15 protein-coding genes are annotated in these 14,284 nt (G+C 42.9%); 6 read left to right on the forward strand and 9 right to left on the reverse strand.

What is annotated here, in order from left to right; genetic code table 11:
- Positions 1-31: 31 nt before the first annotated feature.
- The 9 genes from L8G48_RS10500 to L8G48_RS10540 form a co-directional block, all read right to left on the reverse strand.
- Positions 32-667, reverse strand: coding sequence for an HNH endonuclease family protein (locus tag L8G48_RS10500; RefSeq protein ID WP_248264556.1), 636 nt, complete (start codon positions 665-667; stop codon positions 32-34).
- On the reverse strand, positions 645-2,024 hold the full coding sequence (locus L8G48_RS10505) for an AAA family ATPase (RefSeq protein WP_248264557.1): 1,380 nt from the start codon (positions 2,022-2,024) through the stop codon (positions 645-647). The genes L8G48_RS10500 and L8G48_RS10505 overlap by 23 nt, the downstream gene beginning before the upstream one ends.
- Positions 2,025-2,120: 96 nt before the next feature.
- On the reverse strand, positions 2,121-2,300 hold the full coding sequence (locus L8G48_RS10510; RefSeq protein WP_248264558.1) for a hypothetical protein: 180 nt from the start codon (positions 2,298-2,300) through the stop codon (positions 2,121-2,123).
- Positions 2,301-2,318: 18 nt separating this feature from the next.
- On the reverse strand, positions 2,319-3,356 hold the full coding sequence (locus L8G48_RS10515) for a virulence RhuM family protein (protein ID WP_248264559.1): 1,038 nt from the start codon (positions 3,354-3,356) through the stop codon (positions 2,319-2,321).
- The gene (locus L8G48_RS10520) at positions 3,353-4,522 is read right to left on the reverse strand and encodes a restriction endonuclease subunit S (RefSeq protein WP_248264560.1); all 1,170 of its coding nucleotides are present in this window, start codon (positions 4,520-4,522) and stop codon (positions 3,353-3,355) included. The genes L8G48_RS10515 and L8G48_RS10520 overlap by 4 nt, the downstream gene beginning before the upstream one ends.
- A 77-nt stretch (positions 4,523-4,599) precedes the next feature.
- Positions 4,600-5,460, reverse strand: coding sequence for a DNA damage-inducible protein D (gene dinD / locus L8G48_RS10525; RefSeq protein WP_248264561.1), 861 nt, complete (start codon positions 5,458-5,460; stop codon positions 4,600-4,602).
- Positions 5,461-5,462: 2 nt separating this feature from the next.
- Positions 5,463-7,001: a type I restriction-modification system subunit M gene (locus L8G48_RS10530; protein WP_248264562.1), complete on the reverse strand. Its 1,539-nt coding sequence runs from the start codon at positions 6,999-7,001 to the stop codon at positions 5,463-5,465.
- Between the two features lie 543 nt (positions 7,002-7,544).
- Entirely contained in the window at positions 7,545-7,829 is a 285-nt protein-coding gene (gene nadS / locus L8G48_RS10535) for a NadS family protein (RefSeq protein ID WP_248264563.1), read from the reverse strand.
- Positions 7,826-8,161 (reverse strand): type II toxin-antitoxin system RelE/ParE family toxin, encoded by a 336-nt coding sequence (locus tag L8G48_RS10540; protein WP_282444836.1) that lies wholly within the window; start codon positions 8,159-8,161, stop codon positions 7,826-7,828. The genes nadS and L8G48_RS10540 overlap by 4 nt, the downstream gene beginning before the upstream one ends.
- Positions 8,162-8,381: 220 nt before the next feature.
- On the opposite strand from L8G48_RS10540, the gene L8G48_RS10545 reads away from it, so the two are divergent.
- The 6 genes from L8G48_RS10545 (at position 8,382) to L8G48_RS10570 (ending at position 14,252) form a co-directional block, all read left to right on the forward strand.
- Entirely contained in the window at positions 8,382-8,852 is a 471-nt protein-coding gene (locus L8G48_RS10545) for a GNAT family N-acetyltransferase (protein ID WP_248264564.1), read from the forward strand.
- 1,349 nt (positions 8,853-10,201) lie between these two features.
- Positions 10,202-10,594 (forward strand): winged helix-turn-helix domain-containing protein, encoded by a 393-nt coding sequence (locus L8G48_RS10550; RefSeq protein ID WP_248264565.1) that lies wholly within the window; start codon positions 10,202-10,204, stop codon positions 10,592-10,594.
- The gene (locus L8G48_RS10555) at positions 10,595-11,281 is read left to right on the forward strand and encodes an EAL domain-containing protein (RefSeq protein ID WP_248264566.1); all 687 of its coding nucleotides are present in this window, start codon (positions 10,595-10,597) and stop codon (positions 11,279-11,281) included.
- Positions 11,274-11,549 (forward strand): hypothetical protein, encoded by a 276-nt coding sequence (locus L8G48_RS10560; protein WP_248264567.1) that lies wholly within the window; start codon positions 11,274-11,276, stop codon positions 11,547-11,549. The genes L8G48_RS10555 and L8G48_RS10560 overlap by 8 nt, the downstream gene beginning before the upstream one ends.
- Positions 11,550-11,794: 245 nt before the next feature.
- Entirely contained in the window at positions 11,795-12,109 is a 315-nt protein-coding gene (locus L8G48_RS10565) for a hypothetical protein (RefSeq protein WP_248264568.1), read from the forward strand.
- 256 nt (positions 12,110-12,365) lie between these two features.
- Positions 12,366-14,252 carry a GGDEF domain-containing protein gene (locus L8G48_RS10570; RefSeq protein ID WP_248264569.1) on the forward strand — a complete coding sequence of 629 codons (1,887 nt, stop codon included), beginning with the start codon at positions 12,366-12,368 and terminating at the stop codon, positions 14,250-14,252.
- The last annotated feature ends 32 nt before the right edge of the window (positions 14,253-14,284 follow it).

Here is a 14,284-nt window from a genome sequence, read left to right on the forward strand (position 1 = left end):
TATCCTTATGAAATCAACATTTTTATTAATGCTAATTCGCTAACCACCCGTTTAAGATATTTACCACAACCGGTGCGAATGGTTCTAATTTTCCGCTTTTAGGCGCCTTAATGTCTTCAATAACCAACTTAAGCAACTCTTCATCATCATCGAGCCCTTCCCCCGGATCAACACCATTTGCATAAAGTAATGCATCAGATAATTGTTTGCGCTGCTGAACTAATGATTTATTATTTTTTTCATGATCACCAAGATTGACAGTTTGAATTAGAGTTTTTGCCCTTTGCGTTTTTCCTCGAACACGACCACTAATGGAAAAGCTCAATTCCGTTTCACATTCTGACATTAGAGGGGTTAATTGCAGTGCAGCCGAGCCGTGAGCATTGTCACACTGCTGCTTTGTTTTGCAACTCGCGATAATATTGGAAAAGTCTAAATCTTTTTCAGGCGCGTGATTTCTGGGCTCTATGTGTTCATTGACCGTGTCATTTGATGAACCTGAAATTCTTTTACAACAGTACCCACACAAATAAAATTGCTCTTCAGCACACTTTTTACGTATGTCTTGTCGTTCAACTTCCGTTAAATCTGTGTATCTCGCATTTCTATTATTTTGTTTGAAACGTATTAGACTCTCGGGAGCATCAGTTTTCTCTATTTTGCGCACTTTTTAGTTCCTTCTTACGCAATAAAATCCTTGCTTTATTTAGCTCAATATGGTCATTGGGTAATTGTACTTCTAGGGAACTTAGAAGCTTTTTGGCTTGGTTAAGTTCATTATTGTATATCGAGTCCAGTAAGTCGTTGAGCTGTTCTTCAATATCAATATTTCTGATTTGAGTATCCATCACGTCAAGTAACACACTGTTTGCATCCTGACCATATTGCGATTCTAACTTATGTGCTTCGCCATCATTCAAAGAGTAAGTGAGAATATCTTTTGGATCACTAATCACCAGAGGCGAGTGAGTCGTCAGGATGAATTGGCAATTCGGGAAAGTAGTAGTCAACTGTTTTATAATTTTCCGTTGCCATGAAGGGTGTAGATGCATATCAACTTCGTCGATAAGCACAATACCGTCACCGTCAAGAGGGTTTTGTAAATCAGGATTCATCATAGCCATTCGCCGAGCGATATCGCCGACTAGCGCCATAAGAGATTTTTCTCCCTGCGACAATTGCAATACGTCAAATCGCTCTCCATTCTTGTCAATTGACATATGTAGACGAGGTCGGCGACGAACACGGAGATTATCGAATCCTGGCATAAAGCTTTTAATAGCTGTTCTTACGGCAGTCAGTTGCCTATCGCGAGATGATGCCATAAATTTTTTAAGCTGCTGCCAAACTTCGTTATCCTCACCAACTTTTCTCATGAGTTCTTCAAACACATCCTGAGGGATACCAGCTTCGTTTTCGGTATCCTCTCGTTCTCTGAACCACTCGAAAAAACGTCTGAAATCGACCCCTTGATTGAGAGAGTTATCGTAGCCATCAATTTGATTAAAGGTATGTTTTTGTTTTATTTTAAGTGGAATATCTAACACGACTCTTTCCACTGGGTAAAACGCAATTAATGGCAGACTACTTTTCTGATTGTTTTCCAAAGCATCACGATATTTCTCGGCTAGACGTGTAGCGTCAGACAACATCGATGATTGCTTGGACTTCCGCTGCTTAGCTGTTTTTGTGAGAACCCATTGATACAGACATTCAGCTTCATTTGCATGCTCACTTTTGCTGCAGTGTTCATCATCAAAAATTTCAACGGCGACTTCGGCAAAAGCAGCGTTTGTGGAAATAACTTGTTCAGGTAGCGGGTTTCCATTGCTTTTGGAGCTTCGGGTTCGACTCACGAACCAACTCAAGGTTGTCGATAAAGCGCGAAGTATAGAAGTTTTTCCCGCACCGTTATTGCCTACGAAAACAGTTACATTACTTTTTAAACTGTTTGTCGGTGCTAATTCCAGTTCGAGATCTTTAAACTGACCAAGACTCGTTAAGCGAAACTTTTTGATTTCCATGACTATTTAATTCCTTACAAGGTAAGGTTACTTTACCCCTTGAGTTCTAATGCCGCAACCAACTGCTAACCATTGTAATCATCTGGACAACGCTCATCACTCCGGTTGATCAAGCTTGCGTTGCGTAGTAGCTCGCCGAGCTGCAAACTTTGCCTCAACCTCAACTGCTGAGATAAGGTTGTCGGCTTTAGCAGACTCGATACCCGCCTGAACTTGTTGTTGAAACCAGGCATCATGGTCAGCCATTTTCTGCGGATGCTCTACAAACTCAGACATTTTCTCCTCCTGCATATTTCAATCGTTGTGTTGCTTTATTGTGTCGCGAGCGTTTAACAGCTCGCTAAGGGAGTCCTTACCTTCAGCCTCTTTTAATCGGCGACGTTGCTCGGCAAACTTGTCGAACTCATCCAGTGCGCTATTATCTGCGGCTTTTTTGGTAACACCACCTGCGTTAGCCAGTACTTGGCGGTCATTAAATTTAAGGAACTCATCAAGTTTTGTTACCCAGTCTTGTAGAAAAACCTGCTTGCGGCGAGCAGCTTGATCTTCGGCGAAGTCTAGCCACATGCTAACAATTCGATTCAGGCTTTGAATCTCACCTTCAGAGAGATAGTTCTTTGCCGTCGTTACGTCGCCTTTACGAACTTCACTGCCTTTGAAAGTGGTCAAGCCCATATTCGGCTTATTTGCATCTGCACGTTTATTTATAAGCTCTGCGGCGGTCAGCCCGGTACTGGCAAAGTGCAGTTTATTCTGGATGACTTTGAAAAACTCTGAAGTTTCTTTAAGGCTTGGCTCGTAATCCGCCGCGAGTGCGAATGTTTCCCTAACACGCAAGTACACCCGGCGTTCGCTGGCGCGAATGTCGCGAATGCGTTCGAGCATTTCGTCAAAGTAATCGGGTACAACGGAATGGGCGACGGGTGGGTTTTTAAGCCGTTCGTCATCCATTACGAAGCCTTTAACGACGAACTCTTCTAAAGTACGCGTTGCCCATTTGCGAAATTGGGTGCCTTGGGCAGAACGGACGCGGTAACCCACAGCTAATACTAGTGGCAAAGAGAAGTGCTGCACGTTGTAACTCTTACCGTCGGAGGCAGTTGTTCGGTAATACCGAACAACTGAATCTTCATCAAGTTCACCTTCGTGAAAAATAGCTTTGATGTGCTCGCTGATCGTTGATTTTGCTTTGCCATAAAGCTCGCAAATCATTGCTTGAGACAGCCATAGCGTTTCGCCTTCAAAGCGGCAGTCGATACGCACTGAACCATCGTCAGAAGAGAATATGATGAATTCGCCAGCAGGAGACTCAGGTAAGTTTGGAGCGTTCATGCCGCTTCCTCGTCGACTTTGACTCGGCGCTTGCCGGTGAGGAGTTGTTGCATTAGGGCTTTTTTCATGAGCTTCAAGCGCTCAAGGTTTTTCTGATATGTATTGACTTCTTTTTCAGCAGTAACCAAGAAGTTTGATATTTTCTTTTGTTCCTCTATTTGAGGAATAAATACTTTAAAATTTCGAAGGAGACCTAACTTTATGTATGGCATTGCTCCGTGTTGCTTCTCTCTATCTATGTCCCTAGCTAGCCAATACAAAATAAACTGATGAAGGTATGATACATCAACTTGATGATTAAAGTTTGAAAGGATATACGTTCGTTGGTAAGCCTCAAACTTGCCATTGTAATAATGTGTTTTTCCTAACATGCCATTTCCAGCTATCAATAGTGCCTCGCAATCGTAAGAATAGGAATCGCTCCATGTTGGCTCATTAGCGCATGTGAAAAATGGGTACATGCCACTCTTGTTTCCCTCATTGACGTCTTTTTTCCCAGTTTTTATAGCGCACAAGTTTTCTAGCTTGCTTTTCCCCCACTCTCCACTAAACCGCACACCATTCTCATCCAGCAGGCGTTTTTTGCCGGTGAGCAGTTGCTGCATGAGTGCTTTTTTTTGCTGTTGGCTTTTGGCGAGCAGTTGCTCGGTGGTGGTGATGGCTTTGTCCCAGGTTGAGAGAATTTGGGCTATTTTCTTTTGCTCTTTAAGTGTGGGTAGCCTTACCGGCAATAATAAAAGTTTTTCTCTTGTTAAATGGGCAATACTTGTTCGAGTAGTATAATCATCTAGCAATTTTGTACCTGAAATGCTTTCCATATAAGTCTTAAAGAATTCAGGAATTACTTCACCTTTGGTTCGCAGACGGTGCAAAGCTTTTTGGTAAAAAATAACCCTTCCAACATCATGCCATATCGCGCAGCGCCCAACTTCCCCACCTTCACACATGATTATGTCATTGGGTTCTAAAGAAAACTTGACTGTTTCCCGTTCCGTGAAGTGCATTGCTTTCAAATCTGAAAGTTCAAAACGACCCCATTGAACGTTTGAGTTTCCTAAATAAGGGAACTGTGGAGTTTTCTCTTTTGCTGTTTTATTGAGCATCTTCCCCAGTTGCACATTGAACAAGTCGCCAACCGGTTTTATAGACCACCCTTTAGGCACCATAACTCAACTCCCCACGGAAATGTTGAGAATAGCAGCGTGACATAAAGCACTCAGGAAACATCATAACCTCAGTAAAGTTACTCATTACCATCACCCTCAAAATCTAATTTATCCGGATTTTTTACCGACCTCTTTTCTGAGGAGGTCAGTCGGCGTTCTACCTTTTTTACATCCTCAGCGGGGGGCAGGCTTTCCGGTCGAATGCCTCGGTCTAACAGAGTTTTACGTACAGCGGTGTTGTTGGTAACGTGCTCGCCCGATATCTCGCTCTCTTGATTCATGTTATTGGTACGTGCGTTGTGGATGGTAATTTCGGCGGCGAAGTCTTTAGCCTTAAGAATAATCGTTGGGGCAAAATCAGCGAGCGGGCGGTTAGCTGGCACCTGCCATTGCGCTTTCATCGATTTAGTATTACGCCCAAACAAGGCGGTATCACCTTTGCTGCGAATTAAGGCAAAGTTATGATTGCCTCCAGTTTGTTCGTATATCACGCTAGAAAGCTCTTTTTCAGTTGCAGACAGTTTTTGCCGTGCCTGAACTCGCTCTGTTTCTAAAAGCCGCTGTTCTATGAGCTCTGCTTTACGCGTTTGCATTGCAAAATATGTTTGTGCAAAGGCTATTTCTTGTTTTCGTGAGTCACCATTTTGAGCAATTAAATAACAGGCGTAGCGAGTGAGCATGATGTCATCTATTTGTCGCTGACTTCCTGAGCCAAGTTCGACCATTTTCCCGACGTCGGCAAAATGGTCTGCAATATCGTGGCCACTGACTTCACAGGCAGTTTTTGCCTTAGAAATAACGCTTTGGAAGTTGTCCCACTTTCCATAGCCGAGCAGGTGTTGAAGATCTCTGGCTAGCCAAAACTCAACGCCGGTTTCAGTTTGTTGTGCGTGACCTTCGAATGTGGTTGTCAGTGTTTGTACTTGTTGCTGTTCCATAGCTACTTCCCTTTTACAGTGGCATCTTCGTACCCTAGCTCTTTAAGATAGGTTTCCATCTGACATTCTAGCTCATCAAGTTCAGCCTTTAGGTTTATGCGCTCTTTACGCACCACCATCAAGTCGATTTCTTCCTCTTCCTCAAAGGTATCGACGTAGCGGGGGATGTTCAGGTTGTAGTCGTTTTCTTGAATTTCTTCGAGTGTTGCTAAGTACGAGTATTTGTCGACGGCTTCGCGGTTGTGATAGGTGTCGACGATTGTCTGAATGTTGTCTTCGCTTAGCTGGTTTTGGTTTTTACCTGATTTGAATTCGCGGGAAGCGTCGATGAATAAAACGCTCTCGTCTGTCTTAGATTTTTTGAACACCAAAATAGCAGCAGGAATGCCGGTGCCGTAGAAAAGTTTTTCCGGTAGACCGATAACAGCATCTAACAGGTTTTCATCAATCAGTTGCTGACGAATTTTGCCTTCTTTTGAGCCTCGGAACAGTACGCCATGTGGCACCACAACACCCATGCGTCCGCTGCCGGGCTTCAGCGTTTCTATCATGTGCAGAATAAACGCGTAATCGCCTTTGGTTTTGGGTGGTACGCCACGACGGAAACGTCCGAATTTGTCGCTCTCTGCGTCATCATGGCCCCATTTATCCAAACTGAACGGTGGGTTAGCGGTGACAATATCAAATAACTTAAGGTCGCCGTTTTTATCCAGCAACTTCGGGTTACGGATAGTGTCACCCCATTCAATTTTATGGTTATCCTCGCCATGCAGGAACATGTTCATTTTGGCGAGTGACCAGGTGGAGCCAATAGCTTCCTGACCGAACAGAGCGTATTCCTTGCTGTTATGATTTCCAACGACTTTACGGCCACACTTCATCAATAATGAGCCAGAGCCACAGGCCGGGTCACAAATACTATCGCCGGGGCGAGGGTCGAGCAGCTCGGCAATCAGGTCTGATATCTCAGGTGGTGTATAAAACTCACCGGCTTTTTGGCCACCGCTGGCGGCAAAATGTTTGATCAGATATTCGTAGGCGTTACCGATAACATCCAGCGAGCCCACGCGACTTGGCTTTAAGTTAAGCTCGGGTTTGGCAAAGTCTTCCAGCAGGTGACGCAGAATGTCATTCTTTTGCTTTTCTTCACCCAGCTTGTCGGTGTTAAAACTGATGTCCTGAAACACGCTTTTGCCAGCGTCTTTAAGCTTGGTGCCGTTGGCTTCTTCAATGGCATGCAGCGCCTGGTCAATACGCTCGCCATTACCCGGCTCATAGCGACGGTCATAGAGTGCATAAAAGCTGGCGTCACGCGGCAATACGAAGCGCTCGTTCTTCATCATCTCTTCGATGAGCTCAGGCTCGTCACCATGCTCTGCTGCGTATTGGTCGTAATGGTCCTGCCAGACATCCGAAATGTATTTGAGGAAGAGGGTGGTCAGAATAAAGTCTTTATAGGTGTCGGCACTGACTGTACCGCGAAAGGTGTCACAAGCGTTCCAAAGTGCTTTATTGATGCTGTCCTGGCTAATCGTTGTCATTGTTATTAACGTCCCCGTACAACCTGATTGGTCTTCCATAAGTGGCTTCATTATGCCACGGATGACATTGATGTCACGGGTTCAAATTTAGGGGGGCGTAAGTTTGTGATGCAGATGTTTGGAACAATATTCCCTGGTATTGCTTACCTTTATCGTCCAACTTTTGAACCCTATGCCTGAGGCTTTTAGTCACTCGACACCGCAGATTACCCCCTCATCACGCAAACTGACGCGTTCGCGGCTTTTGACACAAGACGGTCGCGTTCGGATAAATATCAAACCTATATCACTGCTGTGCATTGCTACCGAATAAGGAGAGCAACGGTGCACAGTCATTTGTATACCCAAAGCTTCAACAGTTATTTTCGAGGTACTAGCGATGATTAGCGAGCATGGACTGCTAGCGGTTAAGACTGAGCCTGGCAAAATAACGGTTATCAAGAACCCTAACGTTATTTCAATACGTGATACAGGTTCACCGAAGCCACGTTATCAATGTAAAGCACCTAAAGCATATCCAAAGCGAGCTCGGGCGTTATACTGTTAGTGCGATGCGATCTCGTAGTATACCTGAGGATTGTCTTTAATCGCATTCAGTACTTTTGCTGAGATACCTGTTGGGTTTCTTCGTTTGCTTTCCCAACTTTTTACTGTGTCCAGGCTTGTCCCTAAAGCGTCCGCAAATTCGACTTGTGAAACATTAAGTTTCGCACGAATAGCTTTTACATCCGCAACTTCAAATCGGCATATTTTGCTAGGTTCTTTGCGGCCTTTTTCAATTTCTACGGCTTCGGTCAACGACGCTTTTAAGTCTTTAAATATGCTCACTTGAATTCTCCTTTCAACTGCTTCGACAGTTCTTTCAATTCGGATTTTTCACTGGCCGTTAAGTTGTCTTTTTCAGATTTCGGATACGCCAATACTAAATAAATCTTTTCAGCATGGGCGAGGTAGTAAATTACTCTCAGTCCTCCGCTTTTTCCTTGGTCACCTACTGCCATTCGTACCTTACGTAGCCCACCGGTTCCAGTGATAATAGAGCCTTTCTCTGGCTGAGCAATTAACTCGTTTTGAAGCTCCATAAGTTCTTCATTAGTAGCTAGTTTTTCTATTTGAGCCGTAAATATTGAGGTTTCTATAAAGTCGATCGCATGAGTCAATTCGCCACTCCTTGGCTTTTAATGTAAGTGTACAGTGTACACTTGCGCCGCTAGTTTTGTAAAATGTATTCAGAATAATCACCAAACGCTGAGCCGACCCGTTTTGCTGGTTGATATAAAATAAGTAAATGGGATAGCTTGGTTAAAGCAGTTATGCGTTTTTGGAAGGCATCGGGTTTCTACTAGCTTGGCATAGATATTAAATTATTAGGAGTTCTTGGTGATTGTCAGGAAAATGGAAGAGAAGGATCTTGAAGCCGTAAGCGCAATTTGTCTGGCGTCGTTTATTCAATCTGTAGCTGCGATTTTGTCTGAAGAGGGCGTTTCAACCTTTTCAAAAATTGCTGCAGCAGATTCATTTTGTGAGCGAATGCAGGGTGATAACCTGATGCTTGTTGCCGAGATCGACGAAAATGTCGAAGGCGTCATCGAGTTAGAGGAAGGTCGCCATGTGGCGATGCTTTTTATTCGTCCTGAACGCCAGAAAAGTGGTATTGGAAGAAAACTGCTTTTATCCGTCTTGAGTCACGCGAAGGTTGAAACTGTTACCGTCAGCGCGTCGCTATCTTCAGTCACAGCTTATGAAAAGTATGGATTTGAGTGCAGTGGCGAAGTGGGCGAATCGGCAGGTTTGGTTTATCAGCCTATGGAGTTCAAACTTAACAAGGCCATGCACGCGACAAGCGCGTGATTGTGGCGTTAGGCAAAAGAGGGAAAGCTTTGAATGTAATCGAACTGACTGAACCAATGGATGACGAGGCTTAAGGACTATCCAATTTCTCCGCGACCGCCTCGCGGAGCTTGAGCGGAACTGGATTTCGCTTGAAAGCGAAGGATTCACTTTTTCAGGGTGGGTAGGGCATGTTTCCGAAGGGAAATTCAATACTAATGGCATTCCAATAAGTGTTCACCGCCTAAAAGGGCTGTATATTTATTTTCGCTTCTTTTGGGATAACGAGGAACCCTCTCATTTCTTCACGATTCAGGGGCTGATTGGAAAGCACTGTCATAAATCGAATGCAGTCAAGGCGGCTCTCAAACATAACAAGCAGCAGTGGCAGCGAGCAAAAGCCGGAAAAAAGTGGCATGGTTTGGATACTGTAGAGATGATCCGTGCAATATTCTATGGGTCTATCATCCATCAAGTGGAAGATACGCAGCTGCTTTACAGAATGTTAAATCCGTCCTGTCGGAGCCTGCAGCGCACCATTTTCTAGCCACAACTATTTGGGCGCGGACATACCCACTTCGGAGTCTAGAGTGGATGTTATCCCCACTTGCAAAGGATCAGCAGTTTGTTCAGGTTCCAGATTGCTTTACCTAGCACATATGAGCCTCCCCAGGGTCAATAGGTAAAACGAACCTTCTGTTCGCGTGAACGGTCAGTCTGTTGTCCATCAGAAATACAGGCTGCTTCATCTGCCATTAATGTTGCCAGCACTATTCAAGGTAAGAGGCTCAATGTGTTGATCAAATCATTACTGAGGGGAAATTCCCCCTTACCACTTCTTGTCAGGCAGCCCAGAACTTTTCGGGTGTCTCTACGGTGCCCTAACGTCCATCCCTACCGAGAACAGTATTTGTGCGACAAAAGATAAGTGAGTGAGGGACTTCATCAGGTCGCTGGTTACGCAGGCTTTGCGAGATGCTTTCATTAATTGTCGGATCTTTTTGTGCAGGGGGAGGCAATGCCACCCAATAAATTAAGTAATTACTTAACGAATTATGCGGATAATCAACTCTTAATGCCACGTAATTACTTAATTTGTTAGGTAGCATTGCTACCTTTCCCTAGTGCCTGGCGCATATATTCAGTCCAGAAAGGAAGCTTAGGTTTCCGCACGTTTACATATTGGAATATTAGAACGAAGGGAACTCAATATGCACGGCGTAAAAATGGCTATACCAGAATCGACCGACAGTAAAATCGGGAGCTTAAACAATTTTTTATAATTTTTATAATTTTTATAATTATTGAATTAAAGACTGCATTACTTCATTTTGAGGTTGAACTTTAAATTGATAAATTTAGAGCGAAATATGTTTATAACTAAAAATAAAATACCAATTAAAAAAATCCCTTCAGAATTTATTTGTCGTGAATTTTGTGCGGTATGCCCTCTGTTTTCAGGGGAAAGTAGAAAAATAAATAAGAAGCTTGAAATGAACTATCCATGGGTAACAGTTAAAGGTACGCCAATTAAATTGCCAACAGCGAGTTATAGAGTATTGTGTGCATTACTTTTTGCAAATGGTTCTATATTATCCAGGGAAAAATTATTGGAGTACGCATGGGGTAATTCGGAAAAAGCAGTTCCTAACAATGTAAACGTTGCTATTTCTGAGTTGCGGTTAATTTTAAAAGGAACTGACATAGAAATTATAACGGAAAGAAAAATTGGCTACTTTCTTGTGCTTAAGAAGGAACCTTAAATGAAAAATATCTTCGTAAAATTACCGCTCTCAGGCTTAAATTATTACATTAAAGCGAAATTTGAGCGTATAGAAAAAACTGATGATAGTCGAGTTCAGCTTGAGCTTTTATCTTCTGTTAAACGTGGTCAGATGATGATTAACCCAAAAGATTTTTATGCAAAGCTTTCATCCTCAGATATATTTTTTATCTATGACAAAATGATCAGTCAAATAGATGGCGAGCATGTGTCGACAGTCTTTGTTAACACACCTTATAATTTTCTATTCTCCGATTGCATAATTGATCTTATCAAAAACAATAATCACGTTTTCCTATGCTTTGAATTACCCGAAGAAACGGGGAGTATACTCTTTATTGATATAGAAGAAAGAGTTAGACAATTGAAGTCTAAGTCTGAAATTCATTTTTTTCTGGATGACTTTGGTACAAAAAATTCAAATTTTGATTTTCTTTCAATGGAAGGTTTAGACGGCGTTAAACTCTCTAAGGAGTTATTTTGGCATCTTTATGAAAACAACCGAGTTTTTTTAAGAGAGCTTATCTGCTTTCTAAAAGCACGGGGAACGGTTGTAGTTGAAGGGGTCGATAGAGTTGATCGCTATAAATTCTGCTGTCAATCCAAGGTATTAATGCAAGGGCATTTCATTAAATCAAGTGCAGAAAGTAGAATTGAGTATGTGTGAAATTGATAATGTTATTCTAGCTTTAGCTGATTTTATTGTCTCAGAAAATAAAGGGTCTGAGTTAACAGTCGATGAAAAACAAATTATTTTGCATGCAAAAAAATTCAATAGTAAAACAAAATTACCGAGAACGAAGACAGAAAAATTGGACTTGTGTCACCATCTCATCAGACAATCCAAGTTATTAAATGCAAGGGTGCAGTCGTCGAGCCATAGGGTTCTAGAGCAAGAAGAGCTTACATTTATTAACGAAGTTATAAAAGGATAGTAAGGCTTTAAGATATCTTTTTATTTTCCGTTCCTGCCCAAGAAAACTGGTGTTAGCCCGAGTCTTTAGTATTCCAATTTTCATTCCAAACGGATAAAATCAGCTGTATAGCTTAAATAAAAGGTTGGAAATCTCGCAATTGAATTAGGTTCAAAATGCGCGTGCAGGATACAGAAGTTTTAGACCTCAGCCAGTCAACTTAAGAGCTTAATTCGAATTTAGAGCTGATAGAGCAGGAGCATAATATGATTAAAAGAGGACTTATATTGTCGGCATTTATTGCGGTCTTGTCAGGCTGTGACCATCAAGGTGTTCCGATTGATCAAGAAAGTTTATGTGAAGTGAGGGATTGGCAAAAAGACGTTACTGCCGCGTCATGTAAAGCAGGTCAAAAGGTTGTATTCCTTCCTGATTCGTTCGGAAATGAGCAATTACCCGTTATTTTTGCGGCAGTTAATTGTGATCACCGCTTCAACATTGCCCTTACAAAAGGTGGTGTCTCGTGTATTTATTCGCCACTCAAAGCAGAGGATCAAGAAACGACTGAAGGTAAGGATTGACGAGGCCACCTTATGAACAGTGTTTAATTTGCTGAGGCTTGAGGTGGGTAAGCTTTTGTACACCAAGCACAGTCCCATAACCAATGTCTCATATGACGGCGCTGATGCCCGTACACAATATAAAAATGCTATGTTCGTGCGGGCTACAGGCAATAGAGGGAAACTGGATAACTGATTATTGTTGTTTAGCTTGTTTTGATAATAGCATTTGTTCAAAATGCTTGTTAGATTTACAAAAAAACAATGGTCTAGCGTTTTGGAAAGACGACAAGATAATCGCCGACTGCACCGGCGGGAGAAACTAACAACAGCTCTGCTGGTAAAAATCAGTATTTGGGCTATTTCTATTATTATTATTGCTTCGGCTATTACTTTCCTGACCACCTATAGCAACGCCAGAGAGCGGGTTATAACCGCTTTAAAACGAGATTTAGCACCTACCCTTGAACGCAACCAAGCCTTATTTAACCGTATTGAGAGTAACGCCGATATTTTAACGGACGAGTTTCTTAATCAATACGAGATAGCACGAACTACTGAAAGTGTGACTCACCAATTTGATGAGTGGTACGAAGAAACCTCGCCCGGAGTCGTAAGATTAAAACCTGAATTTTACCGTGGCATTACAACTCACTCTCGATACTTTGAAAACCTTAGTGCCTTTCTAGGGCCCCGCAAAAAGCCAATAGACGATGAGTTGAAAATGCGTGTGTTGGCGGCTCAGTATACTTTAAATGAACTCGGACCGGCGTGGCAAAAAAGCGTAGCTAATACCCACTTCTCTATGCCTGAGAATGCCTTGTTAATTTATTCAGTTGATTCTCCATGGGGACTTTTGGCCGACAAAGATTTGGTGATCACTGACTTTTCGGTGGTTAAATCAACGCTGCAAAGCGAAAACCCAGATCGGGCTCCTAACTGGACGGGGCTTTATTATGATATTTCGGCTGATGTATGGACAATTACCTATCAAAAGCCCATTGATTTAGACGGGCAGCACTTAGCAACCGCCAGCTTTGATGTCACATTAAGCAGTTTATTAAGTGACTTAACGGAGAAAAAGCGACCTGAATCAGAACACATCGTTTTAAATACGAAAGGCGATTTAATTGCTGCTTCAAATCTGGCGCAAGAGGCTATTGTCAAGCGCTCAACGCTAACGTCTGAAACTTATGCGGAGCCTTTATATCAGCAGTTAAGCCATCTGGTCACAAGGGAAAACTGGACGAGCCAGTCCTTTGTTTTAGAAAACGAGGTAGAGGGACAATTGCTTATTATCGAAAAAGTAGCGGGTCCGAATTGGTGGCACATTACTGGCTACCCACTGAATGACATTCGCAAACAGGCTATTCAACTTCCGGCTCAGCTGGTCGCGGGAGGTGTTGGCTTAGTCATACTTATTCTGTTGATGACCTACTGGGTTATTCAAAGAGAAATCAGTAAACCTTTGCAAGAAGTAGCAACGGTAGCGTCATTAATGGGGCAGCGTGATTACCAGAAAGCTTTATCTCATAGAACGGCATCTATAAAAGCCCGGGGTGAAGTTAAACAAGCGCTGGATGCATTTAAAACTATGGCGTCTCGGTTTATTTCGGCTCAAACGGAACTGGAGCGACAAGTGGAATCACGCACAGCAGAGCTGGCTGAGGCGAATAAGCAACTAAACGCGCTAGCGCATATGGATGGTTTGACAGGGCTGTTTAATCGTCGAGCTTTTGACAAGGATTTGAATGCCGCTATCGAGTCAGGGAAGTCCTACTATTTAATGATGGCCGACATTGACGAATTTAAGTCATACAACGACAACTACGGGCATGAGGCGGGTGACCGTGCTCTGAAAATAATTGCAGATCAACTAAGAGATAAAACACCGCTGAAAGTATATCGCTACGGAGGCGAAGAGTTTGCAATAATCATCCCGGCAGCTGAACCCATTGAACAGAAGTTGAATGAATTGCGTGAGGCCATAGTCGAGCTGGCGGTTACGCATGAATATAAGCAAGCGGAGCAGCCCGTATTGACGTTAAGTATGGGGGCTGCGCCTGTTAAAGCTAATGAAGCGGCGGGTGATGCAATTCGACGGGCAGACCAGCAATTATACAAAGCGAAAAGTGCCGGTCGGAACTGCGTTTGTGTGAAATAGCGGTGTGTTATAAATTGCTAATATTCTCAGCC

It is taken from the genome of Idiomarina aminovorans (assembly GCF_023155095.1).
In the GTDB taxonomy this organism is placed as follows: Bacteria; Pseudomonadota; Gammaproteobacteria; order Enterobacterales; family Alteromonadaceae; genus Idiomarina; species Idiomarina aminovorans.

Excerpts from the sequence above, each read along its gene's own strand:
- L8G48_RS10515 (WP_248264559.1), bottom strand. The coding sequence starts at position 3,356 with ATGAACGCTCCAAACTTACCTGAGTCTCCTGCTGGCGAATTCATCATA.
- L8G48_RS10510 (WP_248264558.1), bottom strand. The coding sequence starts at position 2,300 with ATGTCTGAGTTTGTAGAGCATCCGCAGAAAATGGCTGACCATGATGCC.
- dinD (WP_248264561.1), bottom strand. The coding sequence starts at position 5,460 with ATGGAACAGCAACAAGTACAAACACTGACAACCACATTCGAAGGTCAC.
- L8G48_RS10530 (WP_248264562.1), bottom strand. The coding sequence starts at position 7,001 with ATGACAACGATTAGCCAGGACAGCATCAATAAAGCACTTTGGAACGCT.
- L8G48_RS10565 (WP_248264568.1), top strand. The coding sequence starts at position 11,795 with ATGATTAAAAGAGGACTTATATTGTCGGCATTTATTGCGGTCTTGTCA.
- L8G48_RS10505 (WP_248264557.1), bottom strand. The coding sequence starts at position 2,024 with ATGGAAATCAAAAAGTTTCGCTTAACGAGTCTTGGTCAGTTTAAAGAT.
- L8G48_RS10555 (WP_248264566.1), top strand. The coding sequence starts at position 10,595 with ATGAAAAATATCTTCGTAAAATTACCGCTCTCAGGCTTAAATTATTAC.
- L8G48_RS10520 (WP_248264560.1), bottom strand. The coding sequence starts at position 4,522 with ATGGTGCCTAAAGGGTGGTCTATAAAACCGGTTGGCGACTTGTTCAAT.
- L8G48_RS10550 (WP_248264565.1), top strand. The coding sequence starts at position 10,202 with ATGTTTATAACTAAAAATAAAATACCAATTAAAAAAATCCCTTCAGAA.
- L8G48_RS10560 (WP_248264567.1), top strand. The coding sequence starts at position 11,274 with ATGTGTGAAATTGATAATGTTATTCTAGCTTTAGCTGATTTTATTGTC.